Below are 23,721 nucleotides of genomic sequence, written 5' to 3' on the forward strand. Positions count from 1 at the left end.
GAAGACGTGAATGACGGACGCAGGGGACGCCGGCACGGCGCGATATCCGTTGAGTCCCACGATGATCATGATCCTCCAGGGGCGCTCCCTGGAGGGACGGGTGGAGGACTCGCTGAAGGGCATCGGGCTGTCCTTGCGACGCCTGGGCCTCCTGGGGCATCTGCGCCGTGATCCGGGCATCTCGTTCAGCGCGCTGGCGCGGCGGGCGGGCATCAAGGTGCAGAGCCTGCATCCGATCATCGACGCGCTGATCTCCGAGGGTCATGTCGCCACCGTCGGGAGCGGGGGACAGGGCCGCGCAGCCGTGATCGAGCTGACGGACCATGGTGCGGAGGTGCTGGAGCAGGCAACCCGGTTGATCGCGGACCACGATCACGAGGTGTTCGCCGAGGGCGAGTGGAAGGACCTGGGCACGGCGCTGACTCGCCTGGGGGAGGCGTTGCAGCGCGAGCGCACGGCCTCGGCCGGTGAAGCGGCAGCCCCGACGCCGTCGGCCTGAACCGGGCTGGTTCACACCGACGGCCTGGACCGGACTGGATCCCGTGCAAAGACGCCCAAGGCGCGGTCAGCGGAGGTCGTCGAGCCAGTCGCCAGGGATCAGGTCACGAAGACGGTCGAGGTCTTCCGCCGTCCGGCCGCGGGCCAGAAGACCCATGCCGTCGTCGCGCAGCAGGACGTCCTGGCCCAGGAACCACCTGATCGCCGGGTCCTCCTCGCAGCTCGGATACGCGGGGAACGGCAGGCGGACGGCGTTCTCCTCCAGTAGTGCGATGCTGTCGTCGTCGTGGTCGAGGAAGTCGGAGCGCACCTGATCCGCCTGCAGGGACTCGGACAGCACGATCTCGACGAAGCAGAGAGAAAGACGCTCCAGCCAGCCCTCCCACCGCTCGGCGCTCTTGTCGGCGAGGTCGGGCCGTATGAACACCGCGGGGTCGTCATCGTGGAGGCTGCCGAGCAGGATGCCCCAGGACGCCGCTCCCTGGTTCTCGTGACGGAAGACCAGGGCCTCCTCGGCGTCGTCCACATACAACTCGGCAGGGCCGAGCAGTACATCGTGGTTGCTGGTGAGATCTGGACGGCGCCCGAACAGCAGATACGCCTCACGCAACGCCAACGGCAGCCGGACACCCAGCCTTTCCTCGGCGGCGACCAAATCGGCCTCCGCCCACCCGTCACCGGTCTGCAGGGCCCCGGCCCAGTGGCCGGCGAACCCCTGGACGAAGCTCCACGCACCACGACGGCCTTCGAGGCTCCTGGCAAGTGACGCGGCAAGGTCGAACTCTTCTGTCATGCCGGGACGTTATCGGACCCGAGTGAGTGCGCCGCGCCAGGGAGGGCCGAGGTGGGGCATGCCCCCATAAACGCTGTTTATCGGATCCAGGCGAACGCTTATTGGACGCGCGGTCAGGCGAAGGGGAAGCTGATTCCCGTGAGCGCTTCCTCGGATTCTGGCATCTTTCCGCTATGCGTCTCTCTTTGACGCAGCCTCTTTCCACGCGCCCACCCGTCTCGATCGAGTGGAGAGAAGATATCGCTATGACGGATTCTCGCCGTTCCATGGGTTTGCCGGCCCTGTTCATGACCGGGCTGGGCTCGATCATCGGATCCGGCTGGCTCTTCGGAGCGTGGAAGGCAGCGAGGGTGGCCGGCCCAGCCGCGATTGTGGCCTGGCTCATCGGCGCTGTGGTCATCCTGCTGATCGCGTCCTCGTACATGGAACTCGGCGCCATGTTCCCGCAGTCCGGCGGCATGGTGCGATACGCGCAGTACTCCCACGGCTCTCTCGCCGGTTTCATCGGCGGCTGGGCCAACTGGATCGCCATCGTCTCCGTCATCCCCATCGAGGCGCAGGCCTCCGCCCAGTACATGGCCTCGTGGAAGTGGCACTGGGCGCGGCAGATGTACGACGGACACACCCTGCGGCCGACCGGCCTCGCTGTCGCGGCGGTTCTCGTCGTGTTCTACTTCTTCATCAACTACTGGACGGTCAAGGCGTTTTCGCGCGCCAACAGCTTCATCACGGTGTTCAAGTTCGTCATTCCCGCCGTCACCGCGGTGGCCTTGATCTCTTCGGGATTCCACAGCGGCAACTTCCACCAGCACGGCGGATTCGCTCCCCACGGCATTTCCGCGGTACTCACCGCGGTGGCCACGTCCGGCATCGTCTTCGCGTTCAACGGCTTCCAGAGCCCCGTGAACATGGCAGGCGAAGCGCGCGACCCCGGCCGCAACGTGCCTCTCGCCGTCATCGGTTCCGTCCTGGTCGCGGCCGTCGTCTACGTCGGCCTGCAGATCGCCTTCATCGGCGCGGTGCCCGGACACGATCTGCTGGACGGCTGGGAAGGGGTGGACTTCAGTTCGCCCTTCGCGGATCTGGCCCTGGCCGTGAACCTGAACTGGCTCGCTGTGCTGCTCTACGGGGATGCCTTCGTCTCGCCCTCGGGCACCGGCATGACGTACACCGCGACGACGGCACGCATGATCCAGGGCATGAGCGAGCAGGGGCACCTTCCCAAGGTCCTCGGGCAGCTCCACCCCCGCTACGGGGTTCCCCGGCCGGCGATGTGGCTGAACCTGGTGGTCTCGTTCGTGTTCCTGTGCGTGTTCCGCGGTTGGGGCACGCTGTCCGCGGTGATCGGGGTGGCCACCGTCATCTCCTACGTGACCGGCCCGGTGTGCGTGGTGGTGCTCCGCCGTACGGCCCCCGGTCTCGCCCGGCCGCTCCGGCTCAAGGCCCTTCCCGTGCTGGCCCCGGCCGCGTTCGTGCTCGCCTCCGAGGTGCTGTACTGGTCCCGTTGGCCGCTGACCGGCCAGGTGATCCTGATCATGGTGGTGGGGTTGCCGGTCTACTTCTTCTACCAGTCCAAGGGTGGTTTCGCCGATTTCGGCCGCCATCTCCGCTCCGGGATCTGGCTCCCCGCGTACCTGATGTGGGAGGCGCTGCTGTCGGCGGCGGGCAGCGGCGAATTCGGTGGCCATGGCCTGGTGCCGTACGGCTGGGACATGGCACTCGTGGCGGTCAGTTCCCTCGCCTTCTACCGTTGGGGAACCCGGAGCGGCTCCTTCTCCGGGCCCGAGGCGCCGGAGCCCGCGGTCGAAGCCGTCGAGAGCGATCTGGCGACCCGCTGAACGCGTCCGAACCGATCGTCCCCGCTCCCTCCCGGAGAGCATTCCCCGTCCGCCGGCTGCCTGCCCTCACTGCAGTGCCGCCGCCGGTCACCCGTGACGCTCTCCTTCTCCGACCGTGGCGCTCTGGTCCACCTCCCGCCGACCGTCGCTGTCTACGGTTCAAGAGGCAGGGTGTACCAGGGACTTCGTCCGGATCGGGGTGGGGCGGGGAGCGCAGTCCCGTGCCGTGGATCGCCAGGTGGAGGAGGGTGGGTATGTCGACGTGAGCGGAGAACGAGGGGCGTCGCGCTTACCGGTCGTCGGGTTCATCGGGCTCAGCGGTCCGGGTCTGGAGATGGCGCGTGCCATCGGCGAGGCGGGGTTCCCGCTGTGTCTCCTGGCCCGCCGCCGCACCTCGCGGGAGCCTGCTGCGGGGGTGCCCCACGAGGCCCTGGACACGCTGGAGGACTTGGCCGCGGCATGCGATGTCGTCGCGCTGCGCGTGGGAACGGACAGGGGCGTCGTGAAGCTGGTCGAGCGGATGCTGCCCCGCCTGCGCCCGGGAACCGTGGTGGTCGACCACGGTTCCGGCTCGCCGGCCACCGCGATGCTGCTCGGCGACCTGTGCGCAGGCAGCGGCGTGATGGTCGTCGACGCCCCGGTGAGCGGCGCGCCCTCGGCGGCCGGGGAGAGGCGTCTGACCACGATGGTCGGCGGGCCCCGCGACGCCGTGGAACGGTGCCTGCCCGTCTTCCGGTCCTTCTCCGCCTGCATCGCGCATCTCGGCGCCTCAGGCGCCGGGCAGGCCGGGAACATGTTCAAGGACGCGCTCGGCGTACTCATGGACCAGGCAGCGGTCGGAGACTCCTCTCCCGCCGCCGGCCGGAGTCTCGACATCGATCAGCTGGTGGCAGTGCTGAAACTCGAACACGATCCCGGCGGCCCGTTGCACCACCTGCTCGGTACCGCGTTCTCCGCCGACACCACCGAGACCACCGAGAGGCACTCCCGAAGGGCGCCGGACGCGGACGACTTCGACGGCTCCGCGAGGTGTACCGGCGCTGTGGGCGGCGAAGTCGCTTCGCGCACGCCGGCCGGTGCACACGGCGTTCCCGCACTCCTGTCCGGCAGTCCGGGACCGGACGCCTGGGACGACGGGCACGCCGCCGTACGCAAAGCCGTCGCCATCATGCGGGACCGTTTGGCCGAGCCGCTCACCCTGGCCGACATCGCCGCCGAAGTGCACCTGAGCGTCTACCACTTCCTCCGCGTCTTCAGGCTCGCCACGGGCGAGACACCGTATCGCTATCTCACGCACCTCCGCATCGCGCTGGCACAGCGGTTGCTTGCGGATTCCACCCTCACCATCAAGCAGATCGCTGAACGATGTGGCTTCTCCGGACCCGGGCCCCTGTCGGCTGCGTTTCTGCGTCACTCGGGTGTCCGGCCGTCCGTCTACCGGAGAAACTCCGCTTCGCGCAGGTGAGTTCAGAGCGCGTCGGGACGTGCCTGCCGGAGTCGCGACCCGGGACGCCACCGGGTGCCGGCCCCATGCGGACGTCATTCATCACTTCTGTACAGGTCGGTCTGACCGTTGGACGCGGTGAGGCCTCCGTCGACGGGTATGTGCACGCCATTGAGATAACCGGCGTCGGGGCCGGCGAGGAAGGCGATGACGGCCGCCACCTCCTCCGGCTCGGCCGGTCGGCCCATCGGGACGCGCTCGGCGAAGCGCTTCCTCAGTGGCGTCCCTTCCGCCAGTGCGGCGCGGTAGTACGGCTTGGTGAGGGTCACCCCCGGATGAACGGCGTTGACCCTGATCTCATCACCGTGATCGAGCGCCATCGCGCTGGTGAGGTTCCTGACCGCGGCCTTGGTCATGTTGTAGGCGGCCTGCCCCCAGTCACCGCCGAGCGCGGACACGGCCCCCACGTTGACGATGCATCCACGCGTCACGGCCAAGTGGGGCAGTGCCGCTCGCGAGGCGAAGAAGACGCCGTCCACGTTGGTGCGCATCATGGAGGATCTCGCCGATGCCCGCCTCGCGGATCCCGAGCTCTCTCCGGAGACGCTGGCCCGGGAACTCCATGTCTCGGTACGCACGTTGCAGCGAGCCTTCGCGGTGACGGACGAGTCGATCATGTCCTATGTGCGGCGCAAGCGCCTGGAGGAGGCTCGGCTGGCCCTCGCCGGGGCCGCCCGTGGGCTGAGCCTCTCGGAGCTCGCCGCCTACTGGCAGTTCTCCGACAGGAGTCACTTCATCCGGGCCTTCAAGAAGCAGTACGGCCGCACTCCCGCGGAATACGCACGCTCCTCCAGGCCGGATCCCCGTTGAGCCCGTGACCGCGGCCTTCGCCGGCCCGCCCCCGGTCGCGAACTCCCGGAACCCCCGGTACCCCCGGTACCCCCGGACCCCCGGAACCCCTGGCTCTGCTCGTGACGCCCGGCCTCCTCGTGCTGCTCTTCTCGCGCCGGACGAAGCCGCACGTGCCGAAGGGCTCCCGCGCGTGCAGTACGCGCGGGAGCCCTTCTTTTCGCAGCCTGCCGGTGAAGGGTGAGAAGACGATCACAAGCAGGACATCCGTGAGGGGCGTGCGGTCAGCGCCGCGGCAGCAGCATGGCGTCGCCGCGCTCCTTGGCGGCGGCGTAGCGCTCGGCCACGTCCTGCCAGTTGACGACGGCCCACATGGCGTCGATGAAGTCGACCTTCTGGTTCTTGTACTGGAGGTAGAAGGCGTGCTCCCAGGCGTCGAAGACGAGGACCGGGGTGGATCCCTGGCCGACGTTGCCCTGGTGGTCGTAGATCTGCTCGACGATCAGGCGGCCGCTGAGCGGCTCGTACGCGAGCACACCCCAGCCGGAGCCCTGGGTGGTGGCGGCGGCCTTGGTGAGCTGGGCCTTGAAGCCGGCGAAGGAGCCGAAGGACTCGGTGATCGCGTCGGCGAGGTCGCCCACGCCGTCCTGGGCCAGCGGCTCAGCGCCGCCGTCCTTCGGGCTGGTCATGTTCTGCCAGTAGATGCTGTGCAGGACGTGGCCGGAGAGGTTGAAGGCCAGGTTCTTCTCCAGGCCGTTGATGCAGCCCCACTGCTCCTGGTCCCGTGCCTCGGCGAGCTGCTCGACCGCGGTGTTGGCGCCCTTCACGTACGCCGCGTGGTGCTTGTCGTGGTGCAGCTCGATGATCTCGGGGCTGATCACGGGGGCGAGGGCCGAGTAGTCGTACGGCAGCTCAGGGAGCGTGTAAAGCGCCATGTCGAACGTCCTCCGACGTTATTGCGAACAGTGTGCAAGTGCACATTAACAGCAAGAAGAGTGATCGTGCTCGACATCGAGTCGTCGTGTCACCCGGCCGGCGCGGGAATCGTCCGCAGCGGGCGACTCCCCGGCAACGCGCGACTCCCCGGCAACGCGCGGCGTCCCGGCTTCACGGCGGCACTGGAGCGGCGAGCCTGAGCAACAACACGAGAGCCCCGTTCGTGCACGGGCGTTGACTCCACGGGCCGGCGTTGGTTGAGTGGCTCATCCACTGAGCCAATGGAGGACTACGTGGAGGCGCTGCCCCGCGAGACCATCGTCGATGTGCTGGAGAACCGTCTGCGTGAGGAGATTCTCGCCGGACGCCACCCCGCGGGCAGTTACCTGCCGCCCGAGCGCGCGCTCGCCGACGGTTACGGCGTCACCCGGACCACCCTCAAGCACGCGTTCGGACGGCTGATGCAGGCCGGTCTCCTGGAGACCCGGCACGGTGTCGGCACCCGTGTACGGGACTATCTGCGCCTCGGCGGCGCCGACCTGCTCCCGATGCTCGTGCGGCACAGCCCCGACTGGATCGGCGAGGTCTTCGAAGTGCGCCGCAGTATAGGCGCGTTGATCGCCGAACGCGCCGCGGCCCGTGCGTCCGAACGGCAGCGGGCCGAACTGCGCACGCTGCTCGCGGCCGTGGGGGACGCGGCGGACGCCGATGCCGTGCAGCTCGCGGACGTCGAGGTCCACCGCGCCCTGGCCCGCGCCACCGGCAACCGCGTCTACGTCCTGCTGACCAACACGCTCTTCAACGCCTACATGCCGGTACGTGCCGCGCTCAGGGGCCCGTTCGGCGACGCGCGGATGGCCCGCGAGCGCCTGCAGCCTGTCGTCGACGCGGTGACGGCCGGCGACGAGGCCGGTGCCCGGCGCGCCGCCGAGCGGTATCTGACAGCGACCGAGCGGATCATGCTGGAGGGACTTGTATGAGCAACACGCCCAGGACGCCGACCACAGCCACGAGCACCGGCTCGCCCACGCAGCCCGGTTCGCCCACGCGCACCGGGTCGGTTACGAGCACCGGTTCGCCCACGCGCACCGATTCACCGGGCCGCGGCACCGAGTTCCGCGAGACGATGCTCGGCACGGTCCGGCTCGACGGCGAGGACCGCACCCGACGGGTCCGCCTCGACCTCACGGTGTCGGCGGACCGCGTCCTGCGGCTCCTCGGTACGACCGAGGCCCGCGCCACCGGCCGGATACGCATCGCGGGCCTGGCGGACGACCCCAGTGCGGAAGGCGAGTTGGAGATATCGCCGCTCGCGCGACGCCGCATCCGCTATCGCATCGCGTTCACCGCCGACGGCCGTGAAATCGTCCTGGACGGCTGGAAGTCCATCGACTGGCGCAGGCCCCTGACCTCGATGACCGTGCTGCCGTACACCCTCCACGAGGACGGCGTACCGATCGGCACCGGCACCCTTCGCTTCCCGCTGACCACACAACTCCTGCCCTTCCTGGCCGGTTTCCGCTTCCCACGCCGGGAGGAACCGGACGGGTTCCTCGCTCCCCGCTGGCACGGCGAGCCGGGCCGAACCGAGGTCTGGTACACCACCGTCACCGACCCGGCCACCGGCACCGGACTGTGGCTGCACCACGAACTGGTCGCGCCCGAAGACGGATCCGAGCCCTACGCACACGGCTGGGCAGCGGTGTTCCCCAAGAGCGGCCCCGTCCGGCACGCCCGGTTCGGACCAGCCCCGTGGACGCCCGCGGAGTCCGGCTTCAGCGCCGACGGGGCCACAGCGCGGCCCGGACATCTGTCCGGAACGGCCGAAGGTGACGCCCTGCGCTGGAACCTCACCGAACGGCCCACGGACGAGCCGCTGTTCACCTTTCCCCGCTGGTCCTGGCGCCACCCCCTGCTGCCGGCCGCCCAGATGCTCCCCGCCGCCAGGGCCCTGTACGACGGCACCTTCACCCATGACGGGACGACGCTGACGCTCACCGAAGCCCCGGGAGCGTCCGCCCGGATCTACGGCCACGGCAACGCCCGGCGCTGGTCCTGGCTGCACGCCGACCTCGGCGGCGGAGACGTCCTGGAGATCGTCGCCGCCGTCTCGATGCGCCCGGGCCTGCGCAGGCTTCCCCCGCTGGTGTTCCTCCGGCTGCGCCGGCAGGGCCGCGACTGGCCACGCCGCCCCGAACGCCCCGCTTTCGGCTGGGCCGGAGTCGGGCGCTTCCGTGCCTGCATCGCGCTGCCCACCTGGACGGTCACCGGCCGTGCCGGCCTGCGCCGGATACGGGTCGAGGTCACCCAGCCGGAGGACCGCACGCTCGCCCTCGACTACACCGACCCCGACGGCCGGCACGCGACGTGCCACAACAGCGAACGCGCCGACGCGCACGTCCTGCTGGAGCGCTGGTGGTTCGGCGGTTGGCGCACCGAGGCGGAATGGACGCTCCGGGGCACCGCCCACGCGGAGGTGGGTACACGATGAGCCTCACCGGTCTCGTGTCCGCCCTCCTCGCCGACGACGGCACCACCGAGTGGACCCGGCGCGTCCCCGCCAGACTGGAGTCGTTCCTCGCGACGGTGCCCCTTCCCGCCCGGGACGGCCTGCGGGCCGGAGCGCGAGCCGTGGACGCCTACGCCCTGGCCCGCACCGGACGCGCCCTGAGCGCGCTCACCGCGCCCGAGAGGGAGTCCGTACTGGGCGAACTGGCAGCGCGGCCCGCACTGTTGCCCCTCCTGGACGTGCTCAAGGTGCCCGTCCTGCTGGCGGCCGGCACGGAACGGATGCTGGAGGACGGTCCCGCGCCGCGCGGTCCCATGCGCCCCGACCCGCCGCTCGACCTGACACCCGCCGAGCACTGGCCCGCCCGCTCCACCGCCGACGCCGTCGTCATCGGCTCGGGCGCGGGCGGGGCCATGGCCGCGCGGACCCTGGCCCGGGCCGGGCTCGACGTCGTGGTACTCGAAGAGGGCCGGCACCACTCCACCGAGTCCTTCGGCCGGCGCACCCCTCTGGACCGGTTCTCCGAGCTCTACCGGGACGGCGGAGCGACCATCACCGTCGGCGACCCACCGCTGCTGCTGCCGACGGGCCGCGCCGTCGGAGGCACCACGGTCGTCAACTCCGGTACCTGCTACCGCACTCCACGACATGTCCTGGACCGCTGGAGCAAAGACTTCGGATTCGCACCCTCCGACGGTCTCGACCGCCATCTCGACGAGGCCGAGCGCACCCTGCGGGTGGCCACCCAACCGGTCGACGTCCTCGGCGACAACGGCCGCATCGCGCTGAAGGGAGCGCGCCGGCTCGGCTGGCAGGCCGCGCCGTTGCGCCGCAACGCGCCCGGCTGCCAGGGCTCCTGCCAGTGCGTGGTGGGCTGCCCGACGGGCGCCAAACAGAGTGTGCAGCTCTCCGTGCTGCCCGACGCGTGCGCCGCCGGAGCCCGCATCGTCACCGGAGCCCGGGTCGAGCGCATCCTCGTCGACACCGACCGGCCCGGAGGACCGCGCGCGGCGGGGGTGCGCGTACGACGGGAGGGAGGCGGGTCGGAGATCCTCGCACCCCTCGTCGTCGTCGCGGCGGGCGCGCTGCAGTCACCGCCGCTCCTGCGTCGCTCGGGTCTCGGCCGGCATCCTCGCCTCGGCCGCAACCTGAGCGTCCACCCGGCCACGAGCGTCGCCGGACGCTTCGCCGAACCGGTCACGGCATGGAAGGGTGTGCTGCAGAGCGTCGGCGTGGAGGAGCATCACGCGCACGGCGTGCTCATCGAGGCCACCGCGACCCCACCCGGCATGGGCTCCTTCGTCCTCCCCGGCCTGGGTGCCGAACTGCGCCGCGAACTGGAGAACGCGGACCACCTCGCCACGCTCGGCGCGATGATCGCCGACCGTCCTTCCGGCCGTGTCCTGGGCCGAGACCGCACGCTGGTGCGCTACGACCTGGACCGCCGGGACGCGGGCCGACTGGTCCTGGCCGTCCGACGCATGGCCGAGCTGCTGTTCGCCGCGGGAGCCGTCGAGGTGCTCACCGGCATCCCCACCACCCCCCGCGTCCGCAGCCTCACGGAACTGGACGCGGTCCTCGCCGGCACGAGCGCACGACAACTCCATCTGTCTGCCTACCACCCCACCGGCACGGTCGCCGCGGGCGCGGACCCCCAACGCTTCCCGGCCGACCCGCGAGGCCGGCTCCGCGGAGTACACGGAGTCCTGATCGCGGACGCCTCCGTACTCCCCAGCTGCCCCCAGGTGAATCCCCAACTGAGCATCATGGCAGCGGTCTTGGCGCTTGCGGAGGAGGAGGTGTCGGCTCGCGGGTGAGGGACGGAAGGACGTGGAATCCAAGCCAGGCCGCCTGCGTGAAGCCGGGTTCCAGCATCCGCTGGCGCGGAAGCCGGTGGGGTGCGGGAGGCGGCCGGGGAACTGGTCAGGCGGCGCCGCCTCCTCGGCCTCCAGTGGGAAGACATCGACCTCAGTGCTGGCACCGCCAACATCCGGCGCACCCTCCAGCGGACCCAGACCGGCGGGCTGACTGCCCTGCCCACCAAGACCCGCGCATCCGAACGACGCATCGCCCTTCCCAGCGAGTGCGTCCACTCGTTGAAGGAACACCGGGAAGGTCAGGAAGGAGAACGCGAAGCGGCAGAGAAGGGATGGAAGAACAACGGCCTCGTCTTCACCACACAGGCAGGTGGGCCCATCGATCCCGCGAACCTCAATCGCAGCTTCCGTGCCCTCCTCGATCGGGCAGGGCTCCGCCGCATCCGCTTCCACGACCTACGGCACTCCACCGCCACCCTGCTCCTGGAGCAAAGCGTCGAACTCGTCGTGATCAAAGAGCTCCTCGGCCACGCCCACATCGGCGTCACCGCCACCGTCTACGCCCACGTCAGACTCCGCCTCCAGCGCAACGCCATCGACCTACTCAGCCATGCTCTCCAGCTCTCGAACGAGGCCACCTGCCAACGCGACGACCGCGACGGGCCACCGCTCCGTGCAGCCCCCATCCGCTGACGTTGCCGTCAACTACTGCCGTCAAAGGCCCCAACACACACGAGAGGCCCCACCAGAATCAATCTCGGTGGGGCCTCTCACATTTTGCCGCTATTGGTCAGTCCAGTGCCACATTCCAAACGCCGAATATCGCAACAAAATCCGGAGTTCGCATGATCAGATTCGGCGATCCTGACCTGGCAGACAGTAGCTCGTCGACGATGCTGCGCGCCCTGGCCGAACCGAGCCCGCCAGATACCGGCCAAACGTAGCCGCCCTGACCATTCCCTCCGAACTCTTCACACAGGATTGAGCTATTCGAACCCGGAATGGCCCAGAGGGCGAAAAGTCGATCGTCGAGAGTCTCGGTTTCCAGCCGCTCTGCGAACAGTTTGAAGTACCAGCAGGCGTCGCCGCTCTCACGCCTCACGATCCCTTCGATTGGCCCATCACGCCAATCGAAGATGACCAGAACCTGCAGCTGGTCAAGCTGTTCTGTAGAACTCTCGCTCACCCTACCTCCGCCCAAACACTGTATTGAACCCTCTTTGAACTGTCGAGTCTACCGGTTTAGGGATTATCAGGGTGTGATGCATCGGTAGATTTCGAGTGGGGGTGAAGATTAGTGAGAACCCTGCTGCTTCTATTTGCTCCTTGGTTGCTACAGATGCACCCTCAACCGGACCGTCGACCGCTCGCACCGAAAGTCCGTGACCGAATGACTTCGGGTTCTCTTCCGCCTTTTGTGCTTGAGTGGAGAGTCGGCCAGTACTTTCCTTGCTGGTTCCGAGCCTCGCAAAGCTCTGATCGGAACTGCAGGTGCACGGCTGGCCAAACTCCGGGCCGCCCGGACCGCAATTGTGAACGAGGACCGGTGTGGCGCCCGCCAGCACATAGTACGTATGCAGGTTGTTGATGGTCAGGTCGTAGGTGACCTGGTGTTGGTGGGAGTTGTGGACGGTGGTGAGGGTGACCGTGCCGGTGGGGGTGCGGAGATGGGTGCCGGGGGTGAGGTCGTGAGCCTCGGTCCAGCGGTGGTGGTCGGCGTCGCAGAAGGGGTGGTGCCAGGTGGTGGTGAGGGTGGCGGTGTGCGGCGGCCCGCGGGTGGGGGCCGTCTGCAGGGTGAGGGTGGTGAACTCCTTGTCCGTCCGGGTGACGATGACCCGCTTGACCTTCTCCGGCATCGTGACGCCGGTCTGCGGGTCCGTCGCCAGGACGGTGTCGCCGGCCTTCAGCTTGCTGATCGCACGTGAGGTGCCGTTGGCCAGGCGGACCGGGGTGCCGGCGGTGAAGCTGTGGGCTGCCGATGCCAGGCAGCTGCCTTCCTCGGCACCGGCGCTCTCCGCGGCGGCGGCCGCGCGCTCCGCCTCCAGCGCGCCGTCAGCGAGTTTCGCGGCCTCCTCGGCATCCTTGACAGCCGCGTAGGCGCGGTCCAGTTCCCGCCAGACCTTGAACGCCTCTATACCGACCTTCACCGCCTTGAACACCTTGCCCCAGGGGACGAAGGTCAGGGCTGTGTTGATGCAGCCCATCACGTCGCCCTTGGTGAAGCAGTTGTAGGCGTCGGTGAGCCCGATGACGTCCGCGACCAGGCTCAGCAGGCGGTGCGTGAGGCCGGACGCCTGCTTCTTCGCCGCTGCCGCCGCCGCGTTCGCGGTGGACTTGGCTCGCTGCAGGGCCTTCGCCTCGGCCTGCGGGTCGTATGTCTTCTTGCTGATGTTGCCCCCGCCGGCACCCTTGCCCCCGCCGAGCGCGTGTCCGTCCGTGCACTGGCCGCTGTGGCAGTACGTGCGGTTCGGGCCGCCGGGGTCGACTGGGCCGGTGGTGACGTAGCGCTTGGGGTTGTTCGGGCCGGTTCCGGTGCCGCCGATGGGGTAGCCGACGCCGCACTGGTCGGCCATGCACAGGCCGGACGGGTCGGACTCGGTGACCGGGGTGTCGTCCGAGTAGTCGTAGGCGTTCCAGGACTGCGGGTCGCCGGTGTCCAGCAGCGGGTCGGGGGAGAGGAAGCGGCCGATGCCGGGGTCGTACTCGCGGGCGCCGAGGTTGGTCAGGCCCGTGTTGTCGTCCTCGGTGCCGCCGACGTAGCCGCGCTGCCCCGCGGTCCAGGTGCCGGTCTGGTCGCGCGACTCGCCGAAGGGCTTGAACTGGCGCCGGGTGACCGCCTGTGTCTGGGAGTCGACGGCCAGCGTGCCGGTGCCCTGCCGGTCGGGGATCAGATAGGTGAACTTGCCGTCGGAGGAGTGCGTGGCCACCGTCTGGCCGCCGAGGGAGATGTAGCGCACCCCGTCGCAGCCGGTCGCGTTCTTCTTGAGGGTGATCTCCTCGTCACCGGTGTAGAGGGTGGTGGCGCCGGGGCCACGGTGGAGCAGGAGGTTGCCGTCGGCGTCGTAGAGGTATGTGGTGTCGCCGGCCGTGCCCGTGGAGGACAGCTCCGTCAGGTCGCCCTCGTCGTCGTATGTGAGGGTGTCGGTGCCCGCCCGGGTGGTGCGGCTCGTGGCGTTGCCGTCGGCGTCGTAGGTGTAGCTGTCGGTGGTGTTCGAGGCCGAGTCGCCCGGTACCACCGTGTCCACGTGGTCCACGGCGTGGGCAGGGCCCTTTCCGGCCGCGACCGGGGTGTAGGTGGACGTCGCGTCGTGCGAGGTGTTGCCCGACGGGTCGTGGTCGACCTGGATGCTGCGTGCACCGGTGCTGTCGTAGGACCACGACTGCCAGTACGCGGACGGGCCGCCCACCGTGGAGGAGGACCCCGGCGCGGGGGTGGCCGCGCAGCCGTCCGTGGCGGTCCAGGCCGCCTTCAGCCGCTGGGCCCAGTCGTAGTCGAAGCACTGGGTGTCGGTCTGGCCGGTCTCCAGCTTGTCGGTGATCTTCGTGACGTTGCCGGACGGCTGGTAGGAGTAGGCGGTCTGGTCCGCGATCGCGGACCAGACCGGATGGTGGTCGTGGAGCCGTTCAGCCGGTGGGTCTGGTCGTCGTAGGACAGCGTCTGCTGGGCGAAGTTGCCGGACGTGCCGTACGTGAACTGCTGGGGCTCGTCGAACTCGCTGTAGGAGAGCTTGTTGACGTAGGACCAGCCGTTGGTGTCGCCGGCGACGGCGGTCGGCCGGTCGTAGGCGTCGTAGGTGTAACCGACCGTCTCCTCCGGCAGTTTGACCGTGGTCGGGTCCTGGTCCGTGTAACTGTGCAGAGTGCCCGTGAGGTTGTATGTGTTCTGGTGGATGTAGTTGCCCGCCAGCGCACCCTCGGCCGCGGGGACGACCAGTTCGCTCGCCTGCGCCCAGCCGTGACTGTCGTAGCCGAGGACCTTGCTGGTGTAGGCGGTGCCGCCGGTTCCTCCGACGTATCGGGTGGAGGAGGTCGGCAGCCCCTTCTTGAGGGTGTCGTACGTCCAGGCGCCCAGTTCGTCCGCAGTGGTCTGGGAGGCACCGCCGGTCGTGTCGAACGCGGCCTTCTTGCGGCCCATCTCGTCGTACTGGTAGCTGATGGTCTTGCCGCGCTGGTCGGTCGTGGGCAGCAGCTGACCGGCGTTGTCGTACGCGGAGGAGGACGTACCCGTGTCCGGGTCGGTCTGCGAGGTGCGGCGGCCCAGCAGGTCGTAGTGGCTGGACCAGGTGTGTCCCTGGCCGTCGTCCTGACCGGTCTGGTTGCCCGTCGCGTCGTAGGAGTAGGTGACCGTGTCCGCGGTGCCGGAGGGCGAACTGCCGTGATAGCGGAGCAGCTTGACCGTGTGACCCAGGGCGTCGGTGTACGTCGTGGTCGGGGTGGCGCCCGCGGGCGGCGTGACGTCCACGCGGTCCGAGCCCGGGTAGGCGGTCGTGGTGCGCCAGGTCTCGGAGGCGAAGTGGTAGGCGATGGCGGCGGTGACCCGGCCGGCGCCGTCGTAGACCGTGCCGGTCTGCGACGGGGTCTGATTGTCGGGGGCATCCACCAGGGCGCCGGAGGGCGCACCGCTGTTGTAGTAGGCGTCGGAGGAGCTGACCGCCCAGCCGTGGCTGTCGTAGACGCTGTCGGTGATGTCCCGTCCGCCGTCGCCGTCTGCGTCTCGCGCGGGCGCAGCATCGCGTCGTAGATCGAGATGCTGGTGCGATAGGTGTTGTTGTCCAGCAGGGTCTGGGTGGTGACCGTCGACGGGGCGCCCGGTTCGAGGTCGTAGCTGAACTTCGTGTTGGGGTTGTTGTCGGTCGGGAAGCCCGGGCTCCATACCGCGGTGAGGCGGCCGAGCGGGTCGTAGCCGCTGGTGGTGGAGTAGCCGGCCGGGTCGGTGGTCTTCAGGTCGAGGCCGCGGGCCGGGTCCAGCGTGGTCGTGGTGGCGAACCCGGCGGTCTGGCCGGTGACCTTCGGGCGGGTGACCTTGATGCTGGTCGGAGAAGGGCCGGTGGCAGGGGTGTAGGCCGTGGTCGTGACCCGGTTGTCGGCGTCGGTCTCGGTGAGTTCGCGGCCGTAGGAGTCGTAGGTGTGCTTCAGGACCGTGATGTAGTGGATGGTGCCGTCGTCGGCGACCGAGTCGGCCTTCTGCACCATCGTCACGTCCCCCTTGGTGGGGACGGCCGTGTTGTCGGTGGAGTTGTCGAAGAACGACATCGTCACCGACGTCGACGTCCTCACCGGTGCCGACCGGCCCACCGTGGCCGTCCTCGGTGACCATCTGGTCGATCCCTTCGCCGACGCCACCTCGGCGGGTCTCTCCACCCCGCGACTCGCCGACGACCTCGGCGCCGCGCTGCGCGCCAACACCCTGGGCGTGCCCGACTACGGTGTCGTCGCCTCGGGTATCGAGAACAACCGGATGGCCACCGAACAGGACCGGGGCGGACCCGCCGTCCTCACCCGCCTCGACCGTGACGTCCTCGACCTTCCCGGCATCACCACAGTGGTCGTCGACACCGGGCTGGAGGACATCGTGGCGGGCACCGACGACACCACCCTGGAGAACTCCTACGGGCTGCTCCGCGACCAGTTGCGGGCCTGGGGCATCAAGGTAGTCTTCACCACCCTCACGCCCTGCGACGGCTACGTCCCGTGCACCGCCGCCGTCGACGCGAACAGGACCGACACCAACACCTGGATCACCGACCAGTCCGACTTCACCACACCCACCGTCGGCTATGTCGATGCGGAGGAGGCCGTAGCCGTACCCGACCCCGCGAGCACCGCGGATCCGCCCGTGCTGATGCTGAACGCCGCCGCCGCGCCCGCAGACCTCGACGTCGGCGACCATGTCAACCTGAGCCGCGACGGCTACCAGGGGATCAGTGACGCGTTCGACCTGACCACCCTCGGCCCCGACGCATAACGCGCAGCACAGCACCACAGCACCACAGCACCACAGCCCCACGGCGCCCCGTTGTCACGGGCGGGGCGCCTGGGGGTCGTTGTGGGACAACCTGTGTGGCGCGGATGAGGGACCACCGGCGGTACCTTCCCCGCGGGACCCGCTGCCGTCGCCGATCGTCGGGATGTGCCCGTCAAGCCCTCGACCGGGTGGCGCTTCTGCGGAGAACCCGGGGGAAGAGAGGGGGGCCCGCGTGGTGAAGTGTGGGTCTTCGATGACTCCGACAGCAGGGAGCGTTACTTCCGATGACCGCACAGCACCCACGCCCGCGGCGCGGCGGCCCCAGGACCGTCTCGGCCGTGGACGACGCACCGTTCAGGCCTTCTCTCGTCAGAGCGGTGTTCAGGGACGTGACCACGATGCACGTCTCCCGGTCGGCCGCGTGGGCCGCCGCCTCGGTGACGCGGACAGTGCTGACGGAGATCATCGACGGCGCGAGGAGCGCGGCCGCTGAGGACAATCGGAAGAAGCTGATTCCCAGGGACCTCGTCTCGGCGATCGACCGGAACGTCGAACTCGAGGTGGGGGACAAGTGGTACCGCCACAGCCCGACGTTCCGAGGCCTGACCGGTGTCGTGTACGACGCCCAGGGTGTCGTCGTCAGCCCTCCCAAGCGCAGCCGGTCGCGCAGACCGAGTGCTGTGGTCGGCGCCCACAGGTTCGAGGCCGGGGTCAGGAAACTGCTGCGGAGCCAGGGGGTGACGGCCGTCCCGGCGATGGTCCGTGACCTGGACGGAATCGCGAGCGTGTTCCTGACCGACCTCGCCCGGGACGCGGCCATGGCGGTCCGCGAGGCCGGGGTCAGACGTTACGGTGCAGTCACCGCGGTGATATCGGACGAACCGGTGCCGCCTCCGCCCCTCGAGGATCCCCTCCGGGCCCGATCCACCCGCGGTGGCGGCCGGCGGACCATAGGCAGGACGGACGTCCTGACCGCTACGACGATCCAGTTGTTCGGCGGCCAGATCAGGCAGCTGGCCCTCACCGAGGCACGCGAGGCGATCCGGAACATTTCGGCCGGCTGAGCGGATGCGACTGACCCCGCTGCTTGCAGAGGCGAGTTGACGGTCACCCCCGACGCGTACGGGGCTGCCGCGGACATCGTCGGGCACCGACTCGTGCCCGGTGTCCAGGGTGGCCTTCCAGGGGCTGGGTCAGTTCCGATCATGTGGCTTATTCGGCTTATTCGACGCCCTCCGGCGGGGTCGGTATCGCTGTACGCATGTCAGTCGACGTTCGCCTGGTCCTGCCCCGCCGGTGGCGTCGGCGCGATCAGGGGTGACGAGGATGCGTCGGCTCCGGGGTCGTCGATGCAGACGAGGCCGATCAGTTCGCCGTCCTCGATCACCGCGGCGTGCCGTGCCGCATGCTCACGCATCGTCGTCGTGGCCTCGTCCATGTCCTCATCGGCACCTACGGTGATCAGATCGCCGCGCACCGCGAGGGCCACGGTGGTCTGCTGGGGGTCGGCCCCGTCGGCCAGGGCACCGATCACGAGGTCGCGGTCGCTGACCAGCCCCACCAGACCACCGTCGTCCGTCACCGGGACGATGTGGATGTCCTGATCGCGCATCGCGCGGGCCACGGATGCCACCGACGTCCGAGCGTCCACAGCCGTCGGCGCCGCCGTCATGATGTCGCGCACGTTCCCAGTCATCTCGGTCTCCTCTCACACCCGGGTCGAGCACGGTGGACCGCGCCCGTCTGCCGGGTACCCCTCGTCGCAGGCCTCACCGCGACTCCGCCGGGTCCGGCACGGGAAGCTCCTGGCGGCCGTACAGTCGGCGCGCGGAGGGGCTCGACCTCGGTCGATGGTGCCGAGGCCGAGTCGTGCCGTCAGCCGGTCACGATGTCGGCCGGCCGACTGACGATTCTCAGTTGGCGAGGCTGAAGTCGCCGCCGACCGGCGCGGCGATCTTGTCGGCTCCGGTCAGGGCGGTCAGTGTGGTCACGGGGGTGCTGCTTTCGGTGGTGGTTCCGTTGCCCAGCTGGCCCGAGCCGTTGGCGCCCCAGGACCGGACCGTGTTGTCGCCGAGCAGGACGACGGTGTGCTCCCGGCCGCCGGCCACCAGCTGGACGCCCTTCAGACCCGGGACCGGGACGGGAGTGATCCGGTAGTCGGTGGTGCCGTCCCCGAGCTGTCCGGACGTGTTCTGCCCCCACGTCCTGAGCTTGTTGTCGCTGTCGGTCACGGCCAGGCTGTGGTTGCAGCCGGCAGCGATCTGCGCGACCCCGCCGAGCCGGACGTCCTGGGTGTCGACCGGGACATAGCGGTTGACGGTGCTGTTGTCGCCGAGCTGGCCGGTGGCGTTGTAGCCCCATGCCTTGACCACGTTGCCGCTGGTGGGCTTGGTGCCGCCGCTCGGAGGGCCGACCAGCGCGAGGTTGTGGTTGCAGCCGGCCGCGATCTTGGTGACCCCGGTCAGGCCGCTCACCGGGGCGGGGATGTTCCGGCTGGCTGACGTGCCGTCGCCGAGCTGGCCGTTGATGTTGTAGCCCCAGGCCCACACGGTGCCGTCCTCGCGCAGGGCGAGGCTGTGGTTGAGGCCTGCGGCGATGGCGACCACTTTGTCGAGGCCCTCGACCCTGACCGGGACGCTGCTGTCGGAATTGGTGCCGTTGCCGAGCTGGCCGTAGTTGTTGCGGCCCCAGGCGACCACGGTCTGGTCGTCGAGCAGGGCCAGGCTGTGCCAGCCGCCCGCCGCGATGTCCCGGGCAGTGGAGAGGTTGACGACCTGGCCCGGGGCGTTGTGGGAGAACACGGAGCCGTCGCCGAGCTGGCCAGAGCCGTTCGCACCCCAGGACTGCACGGTGCGGTCGGTGAGGAGCGCCAGCCCGTGACCGGTGGTCGGTCCGCCTCCACCCGCGGCGATTTTCACCACCTCGGCGCTGGTCAGCCCGAGCACGGTAGTTGCCGTGGTCCGGAAATCGGTCCAGGTGCCGTCGCCGAGCTGGCCGGAGCGGTTGTTGCCCCAGGATTTCAGCCGCTTCTCCTGGGCAAGTTCCTTGCCGGCCGACGCCGTCGCGGGCCGCGGCGCAGTCGTGGCCAGGGCGGACGCGTGAGCGGCGACCGGCGCGAGCAGGGCGGCGAGTGAGCAGAACGCGGCAGCGAGCCGATGACCTGTGCGAGTGGGACGCACCGAAGGTTCCTTTCGAAGATCGAGCAAGACGTGATCTTCGTAGCGCTCCCGACTGCCCCGTGACCGCAACCCACCCCCGCGTTCACCCGCACGCCGAAGTAGTCACACGATCAAGAGCAATTCCACTGACAGCCCAAGGGAACGGGTCCCTAACTCCGTTGCAGCACGCCCCGCATCACCGGCATCGTCAAGGCCGTCCTGCCCTTGCACCTTGCCACGGCAGGCTGATGTCGTCGTGGCCAGTGCCAGTGCCAGTGCCAGTGCCAGTGCCAGTGCCAGTGCCAGTGCCATGGCCAGTGCCAGTGCCAGTGCCAGTGCCATGGCCAAGGACAGCGGCAGCATCAACGAGAGCAAGGGAGACGCTCACTGTGACAGACGTCCGAGTCACCTACGACAGGACCGTGAACGCAGCGTACGTGTACCTCACCGAACCGCAGGCGCACGTGAAGTCCGCGCGCACGTATCCCTGCGATCCAGTGGACGTCGACGGAATGATCAATCTCGACTTCGACGAGCAGGGCCGCCTCATCGGCATCGAGGTGTTGGCGGCCAGTTCAAAACTGCCCAAGTATTTGCTCGATTCGGCGGAGCGACTGGACACCGACGGCGCGTGATCGGTCGAGCACCACGCTCGCGGCGAGCGGGCCGGAAAAGCTCACGGCATTGAGCAGGTGCTTCCAGGACTCGTGCTCTGGCACAGCTTTCCTGAGGTCGGACGTGCCGGCTTCAGGCTCCCGCGTAAGCGGGTGCCGCTCGTTTCGTGACCTTGGGCCATCAGATCCCCGCATACTGACGACCATGACGTCAACGATCCCGCCCGAGCCGAAGCGCGCGTCCTTGACGGTGGCCGGGCGTCGCCTGTCCTTCCTCGACTTCGGCGGTCCGGGTCGTCCTCTGCTCGCCCTGCACGGGCACTTCGGGGAAGGCCGCACCTTCGCCCAACTGGCCCGGAATCTGGAGAACTCCTGGCGGATCATCGCCCTCGACCAGCGTGGACACGGCTTTTCCGACAGGTCTTCCGATTTCTCCCGCACCGGCTACGTCGAGGACGCAGCGAGGGTGCTGCAACATCTGGGGATCCACCAGGCGGCCGTACTCGGCCACTCTCTGGGCGGCGTCAACGCCTACCAGCTCGCGTCCCGGTTCCCTGGACTTGTGGACGCACTGATCGTCGAGGACATCGGCGCCGTGGTCGATGACGACTTGTCCTTCAGCCTGGACTGGCCGTACCGGGCATCGACCCGGGCCGAACTGGTGGAAGGACTCGGCACCTCGGCGAGCTATCTCACAGACGCCGTCCGTGAGTATCCCGATGGATGGGGCCTTGCCTTCGACCCGAAGGACATGAATGCCTCGCAGCAGGAGCTCAACGGGGACCACTGGAACGACTGGATCTCCAGCGACTGCCCAGCCTTGCTTGTCCGCGGCAGCCGGAGCACAGTGCTCAGCGCGGCGCACGCGAAGGACATGGCGACGCGGCGCCCCCATGCCCAGCTCAGGGAACTTCCTGCCGGACACACCGTCCACGAGACCGTCCCAGACGAGTTCGCCGCGGCTGTGGGCGAGTTCCTCGGTTCGCTGTGAACCTACCCGAACGAGACCTTCAGCTGTAATCCACCGTAACGGACCACAAAACCTGGGCCGGAGCCGAAACCCATGAACAGCACCATGCGGTCTCATCCCGCTGACCCGCGTGGCATGGCTGATTACTGTGGCCGCATGACGACTGATGCCGCTTCGCCGGACTTCGCTTCGTTGCCCAGGGTCGAGTTCGCCTTTCCCGGCCCCTTGCGGGACCAGCTCGTCGCAGCGATCCTCATCGGTTCCAAGACCTCCACGACCGGGCTCGTCGTCGACTACGAGCACGAGGGGGAGTCCTTGCCGGAGGTCGGCAGTCGTTCGGTGGTCGTCGACTCGGACGACCGCCCCGTCGCGGTCATCGAGGTGACCGACGTACGCGTCGTCCTACTGGCCAAGGTGGATCTCGCTCATGTGGTGGACGAGGGAGAGGGACACACCAGCGTGGCTGAATGGCGGGCGGCCCACGAGCGGTTCTGGCACAGCGAGGAGATGCGTGCGGCGTTGGACGACCCCGAGTTCACGGTGGACGACGCGACGCAGGCGGTTCTGGAACGCTTCCGTCTCATCGCCGACCTTCGTCCCGGCCGTTGACGATCCGCCTTTCGTGAACCCGCCGTACGGGCACGAACCTACGGAACTGGTCGCACAGGTCCGCATGGCAGCCCCCTGACTTCGACTGCCTGCTGACCTGGGACGGTCGGGGGCGGTCGGGCCCGTCATCGCCGTCGGTGGGGATTCACCCGTGCCGCGCGCTGTGGCAGGCAGGGTCAGTCCGTACTGTCCGGCAGTCTTGGGGAGTGAGGCGGTTCGGCGGGGCGGGCTGCTCGGCCGCTCGCGGCTACAGAGCTCCGGCTGAGGCTGTCGGCGGCTGCGCGTACCCGGTTCCGACTCCCCGGCGCCCCGGTTCCGACTGCCCGGCGCCCGCGCGAGGGCGTAGATCCGCAGACCGCGTGCCGGAGGAGCACGCCCGGCCGGTGGAACGCGCATGCCCCGGGCGGCGCGGGGAATCCGGCCGGTTGGGTCGCGGACCCGCCGAGGAACGGGCGTACACGGAGATCCGGGTCCGCACGTGGAACGACCCCGAAGGCGGAAGTCCACGGCTGCTGCCGCGAGGCCCAAGACCTCGGGGCCGTGAAACACATTGCGCTGAAGGCGGGAGGACTGCGGTGACGAGGGACGACGGACGGCGCGGGGACCAGGACACCCGCGACGGTTCGGAGGGCCGTGACGGACGTACGAAGGTGACCGTTCTGGCGGCGCTCGGAGCGAACCTGCTGATCGCCGCCGCCAAGGCGGTCGCCGGACTGCTGGCCGGCTCGCCCGCGTTGCTCTCGGAGGCCGCGCACTCGGTCGCGGACAGCCTGAACGAGGTGTTCCTGCTCGTCGCGGTACGGCGCAGCAGGCGCCCCCCGGACGACCGGCACCCCTTCGGCTACGGCAAGGAACGCTTCTTCTGGGCACTGCTCGCGGCGGTGGGCATCTTCGTCATGGGCGGCTGCTTCTCCGTGTACCAGGGCGTCCAGGCCCTGCGCGCGGACGAGCGGGAGTCGACGACCGGGTATGTCGCGGGGCTGGTGGTGCTCGGTGTGGCGCTGGTGGCCGAGGGCGCCTCGCTGGTCCGCGCGCTGTACCAGGCGCGCAGGCACAAGGACGGGACGAGCGACCCGGCACTGCGCACGGTGATCGCGGAGGACTCCACCGCGGTGGCCGGTGTGATCCTGGCGGGAGCCGGCATCGCACTGCACATGGTGACCGGGCAGGTGGCCTGGGAGGCCGGCGCGTCCATCGGCATCGGTCTGCTGCTGGTGGGCGTCGCCTACCGGCTCGCCAGGGAGGCGCGGGACCAGTTGATCGGCGAGGCCGTCGACACGGAACTGCGCGACGGAATCGGCGGCTTCCTCGCCGCCCAGCCGGAGATCGACACCGTCGCGGCCCTGCTGACGATGCGCCTGGGCATGGACTCCGTCCTGGTCGCCGCCCGCGTCGACCTGGCCCCCGGGCTGGACAGCGAGGAGGTCGAGCTGGTCTGCGTGCGGCTGAAGCGGACGATCGGCACCGAATGGCCGCAGGCCGACCACGTGTTCCTCGACATCACCGAGGCACCCGACGGCCACGAGCGGGGCGACGACCCCGCCACCGCTCCACGAGCAGCCGGTCGGCCCTCACGACGAGACGGACGAGAAGGACGAGAGGGACGAGAAGGACGAGAGGGCGGCGCGGCAGTCGGCTGAGCGGACGCGGAAGCCGGACATGTGGGCATGGCAGGCGTGCGGGAGACAGAGTCCGGTCCGCCCGTGAGGCGGTCGTTACCG

The 23,721-nt window shown here is 69.2% G+C and carries 23 protein-coding genes and 1 pseudogene; 15 read left to right on the plus strand and 9 right to left on the minus strand.

The features are described from left to right. Positions 1-10 precede the first annotated feature (10 nt). Positions 11-499, plus strand: coding sequence for a MarR family winged helix-turn-helix transcriptional regulator (locus ACIPRD_RS08155; protein ID WP_401561112.1), 489 nt, complete (start codon positions 11-13; stop codon positions 497-499). A gap of 66 nt (positions 500-565) precedes the next feature. On the opposite strand, the gene ACIPRD_RS08160 is transcribed toward ACIPRD_RS08155, so the two are convergent. Beyond that, positions 566-1,291 (minus strand): SMI1/KNR4 family protein, encoded by a 726-nt coding sequence (locus ACIPRD_RS08160; protein ID WP_401561115.1) that lies wholly within the window; start codon positions 1,289-1,291, stop codon positions 566-568. A gap of 245 nt (positions 1,292-1,536) precedes the next feature. On the opposite strand from ACIPRD_RS08160, the gene ACIPRD_RS08165 reads away from it, so the two are divergent. Together ACIPRD_RS08165 and ACIPRD_RS08170 are read left to right on the plus strand one after the other, a co-directional pair. After that, a complete protein-coding gene (locus tag ACIPRD_RS08165) occupies positions 1,537-3,129 on the plus strand; it encodes an APC family permease (protein ID WP_401561118.1) in 1,593 nt (530 codons plus the stop codon). Between the two features lie 115 nt (positions 3,130-3,244). Continuing rightward, on the plus strand, positions 3,245-4,594 hold the full coding sequence (locus tag ACIPRD_RS08170; protein WP_401561120.1) for an NAD(P)-binding domain-containing protein: 1,350 nt from the start codon (positions 3,245-3,247) through the stop codon (positions 4,592-4,594). A gap of 74 nt (positions 4,595-4,668) precedes the next feature. On the opposite strand, the gene ACIPRD_RS08175 is transcribed toward ACIPRD_RS08170, so the two are convergent. Continuing rightward, entirely contained in the window at positions 4,669-5,127 is a 459-nt protein-coding gene (locus tag ACIPRD_RS08175; RefSeq protein WP_401561123.1) for an SDR family NAD(P)-dependent oxidoreductase, read from the minus strand. Between ACIPRD_RS08175 and ACIPRD_RS08180 the strand changes: the two genes are divergently transcribed. Beyond that, a complete protein-coding gene (locus tag ACIPRD_RS08180) occupies positions 5,048-5,443 on the plus strand; it encodes a helix-turn-helix domain-containing protein (protein ID WP_401561125.1) in 396 nt (131 codons plus the stop codon). The genes ACIPRD_RS08175 and ACIPRD_RS08180 overlap by 80 nt on opposite strands. A gap of 263 nt (positions 5,444-5,706) precedes the next feature. Here the strand turns inward: ACIPRD_RS08180 and ACIPRD_RS08185 are convergent, their stop codons facing one another. Beyond that, positions 5,707-6,357: a superoxide dismutase gene (locus ACIPRD_RS08185; RefSeq protein ID WP_401561128.1), complete on the minus strand. Its 651-nt coding sequence runs from the start codon at positions 6,355-6,357 to the stop codon at positions 5,707-5,709. Between the two features lie 66 nt (positions 6,358-6,423). Between ACIPRD_RS08185 and ACIPRD_RS08190 the strand changes: the two genes are divergently transcribed. The 5 genes and pseudogenes from ACIPRD_RS08190 to ACIPRD_RS08210 form a co-directional block, all read left to right on the plus strand. Next, positions 6,424-6,558 carry a hypothetical protein gene (locus ACIPRD_RS08190; RefSeq protein ID WP_401561130.1) on the plus strand — a complete coding sequence of 45 codons (135 nt, stop codon included), beginning with the start codon at positions 6,424-6,426 and terminating at the stop codon, positions 6,556-6,558. Positions 6,559-6,639: 81 nt separating this feature from the next. After that, positions 6,640-7,338 carry a FadR/GntR family transcriptional regulator gene (locus ACIPRD_RS08195; protein ID WP_401561133.1) on the plus strand — a complete coding sequence of 233 codons (699 nt, stop codon included), beginning with the start codon at positions 6,640-6,642 and terminating at the stop codon, positions 7,336-7,338. Continuing rightward, positions 7,335-8,849: a hypothetical protein gene (locus ACIPRD_RS08200; protein ID WP_401561136.1), complete on the plus strand. Its 1,515-nt coding sequence runs from the start codon at positions 7,335-7,337 to the stop codon at positions 8,847-8,849. The genes ACIPRD_RS08195 and ACIPRD_RS08200 overlap by 4 nt, the downstream gene beginning before the upstream one ends. Further along, positions 8,846-10,684 carry a GMC family oxidoreductase N-terminal domain-containing protein gene (locus tag ACIPRD_RS08205; RefSeq protein WP_401561139.1) on the plus strand — a complete coding sequence of 613 codons (1,839 nt, stop codon included), beginning with the start codon at positions 8,846-8,848 and terminating at the stop codon, positions 10,682-10,684. Before ACIPRD_RS08200 ends, ACIPRD_RS08205 begins: the two co-directional genes overlap by 4 nt. 105 nt (positions 10,685-10,789) lie before the next feature. After that, positions 10,790-11,377: pseudogene (locus ACIPRD_RS08210) on the plus strand (site-specific integrase); the annotation flags it as partial. Positions 11,378-11,474: 97 nt separating this feature from the next. Here ACIPRD_RS08210 and ACIPRD_RS08215 read toward each other — a convergent pair. The 3 genes from ACIPRD_RS08215 to ACIPRD_RS08225 all read right to left on the minus strand — a co-directional run bounded on the left by ACIPRD_RS08215 (position 11,475) and on the right by ACIPRD_RS08225 (position 15,284). Continuing rightward, complete coding sequence (locus ACIPRD_RS08215; RefSeq protein ID WP_401561142.1) at positions 11,475-11,870, minus strand: hypothetical protein; 396 nt, start codon at positions 11,868-11,870, stop codon at positions 11,475-11,477. A gap of 1 nt (position 11,871) precedes the next feature. Beyond that, a complete protein-coding gene (locus ACIPRD_RS08220; protein ID WP_401561145.1) occupies positions 11,872-14,091 on the minus strand; it encodes an RHS repeat-associated core domain-containing protein in 2,220 nt (739 codons plus the stop codon). Positions 14,092-14,153: 62 nt separating this feature from the next. Continuing rightward, positions 14,154-15,284, minus strand: a complete 1,131-nt coding sequence (locus ACIPRD_RS08225) for a hypothetical protein (RefSeq protein WP_401561147.1) — start codon at positions 15,282-15,284, stop codon at positions 14,154-14,156. Positions 15,285-15,836: 552 nt separating this feature from the next. On the opposite strand from ACIPRD_RS08225, the gene ACIPRD_RS08230 reads away from it, so the two are divergent. Together ACIPRD_RS08230 and ACIPRD_RS08235 are read left to right on the plus strand one after the other, a co-directional pair. Next, the gene (locus ACIPRD_RS08230) at positions 15,837-16,649 is read left to right on the plus strand and encodes a hypothetical protein (protein ID WP_401561149.1); all 813 of its coding nucleotides are present in this window, start codon (positions 15,837-15,839) and stop codon (positions 16,647-16,649) included. 284 nt (positions 16,650-16,933) lie between these two features. After that, positions 16,934-17,713, plus strand: coding sequence for a hypothetical protein (locus tag ACIPRD_RS08235; protein WP_401561151.1), 780 nt, complete (start codon positions 16,934-16,936; stop codon positions 17,711-17,713). A 200-nt stretch (positions 17,714-17,913) separates the two neighbouring features. Here the strand turns inward: ACIPRD_RS08235 and ACIPRD_RS08240 are convergent, their stop codons facing one another. The 3 genes from ACIPRD_RS08240 to ACIPRD_RS08250 form a co-directional block, all read right to left on the minus strand. Continuing rightward, positions 17,914-18,333, minus strand: a complete 420-nt coding sequence (locus tag ACIPRD_RS08240) for a CBS domain-containing protein (protein ID WP_401561154.1) — start codon at positions 18,331-18,333, stop codon at positions 17,914-17,916. Between the two features lie 229 nt (positions 18,334-18,562). After that, positions 18,563-19,828 carry an RCC1 domain-containing protein gene (locus ACIPRD_RS08245; RefSeq protein ID WP_401561157.1) on the minus strand — a complete coding sequence of 422 codons (1,266 nt, stop codon included), beginning with the start codon at positions 19,826-19,828 and terminating at the stop codon, positions 18,563-18,565. Positions 19,829-19,930: 102 nt separating this feature from the next. Beyond that, entirely contained in the window at positions 19,931-20,170 is a 240-nt protein-coding gene (locus ACIPRD_RS08250) for a hypothetical protein (RefSeq protein ID WP_401561159.1), read from the minus strand. 26 nt (positions 20,171-20,196) lie between these two features. On the opposite strand from ACIPRD_RS08250, the gene ACIPRD_RS08255 reads away from it, so the two are divergent. From ACIPRD_RS08255 to ACIPRD_RS08270, 4 genes are all read left to right on the plus strand, one after another. Then, complete coding sequence (locus ACIPRD_RS08255; RefSeq protein WP_401561161.1) at positions 20,197-20,442, plus strand: DUF2283 domain-containing protein; 246 nt, start codon at positions 20,197-20,199, stop codon at positions 20,440-20,442. Between the two features lie 184 nt (positions 20,443-20,626). Then, positions 20,627-21,412, plus strand: coding sequence for an alpha/beta fold hydrolase (locus ACIPRD_RS08260; RefSeq protein ID WP_401561164.1), 786 nt, complete (start codon positions 20,627-20,629; stop codon positions 21,410-21,412). 135 nt (positions 21,413-21,547) lie between these two features. Next, positions 21,548-22,000: an ASCH domain-containing protein gene (locus ACIPRD_RS08265; RefSeq protein WP_401561166.1), complete on the plus strand. Its 453-nt coding sequence runs from the start codon at positions 21,548-21,550 to the stop codon at positions 21,998-22,000. 575 nt (positions 22,001-22,575) lie between these two features. Beyond that, the gene (locus ACIPRD_RS08270; protein ID WP_401561169.1) at positions 22,576-23,640 is read left to right on the plus strand and encodes a cation diffusion facilitator family transporter; all 1,065 of its coding nucleotides are present in this window, start codon (positions 22,576-22,578) and stop codon (positions 23,638-23,640) included. Positions 23,641-23,721: the final 81 nt, after the last annotated feature.

Origin of the sequence: Streptomyces sp. NPDC090108, from assembly GCF_044747185.1 — a bacterium.
Classification (GTDB): domain Bacteria; phylum Actinomycetota; class Actinomycetes; order Streptomycetales; family Streptomycetaceae; genus Streptomyces.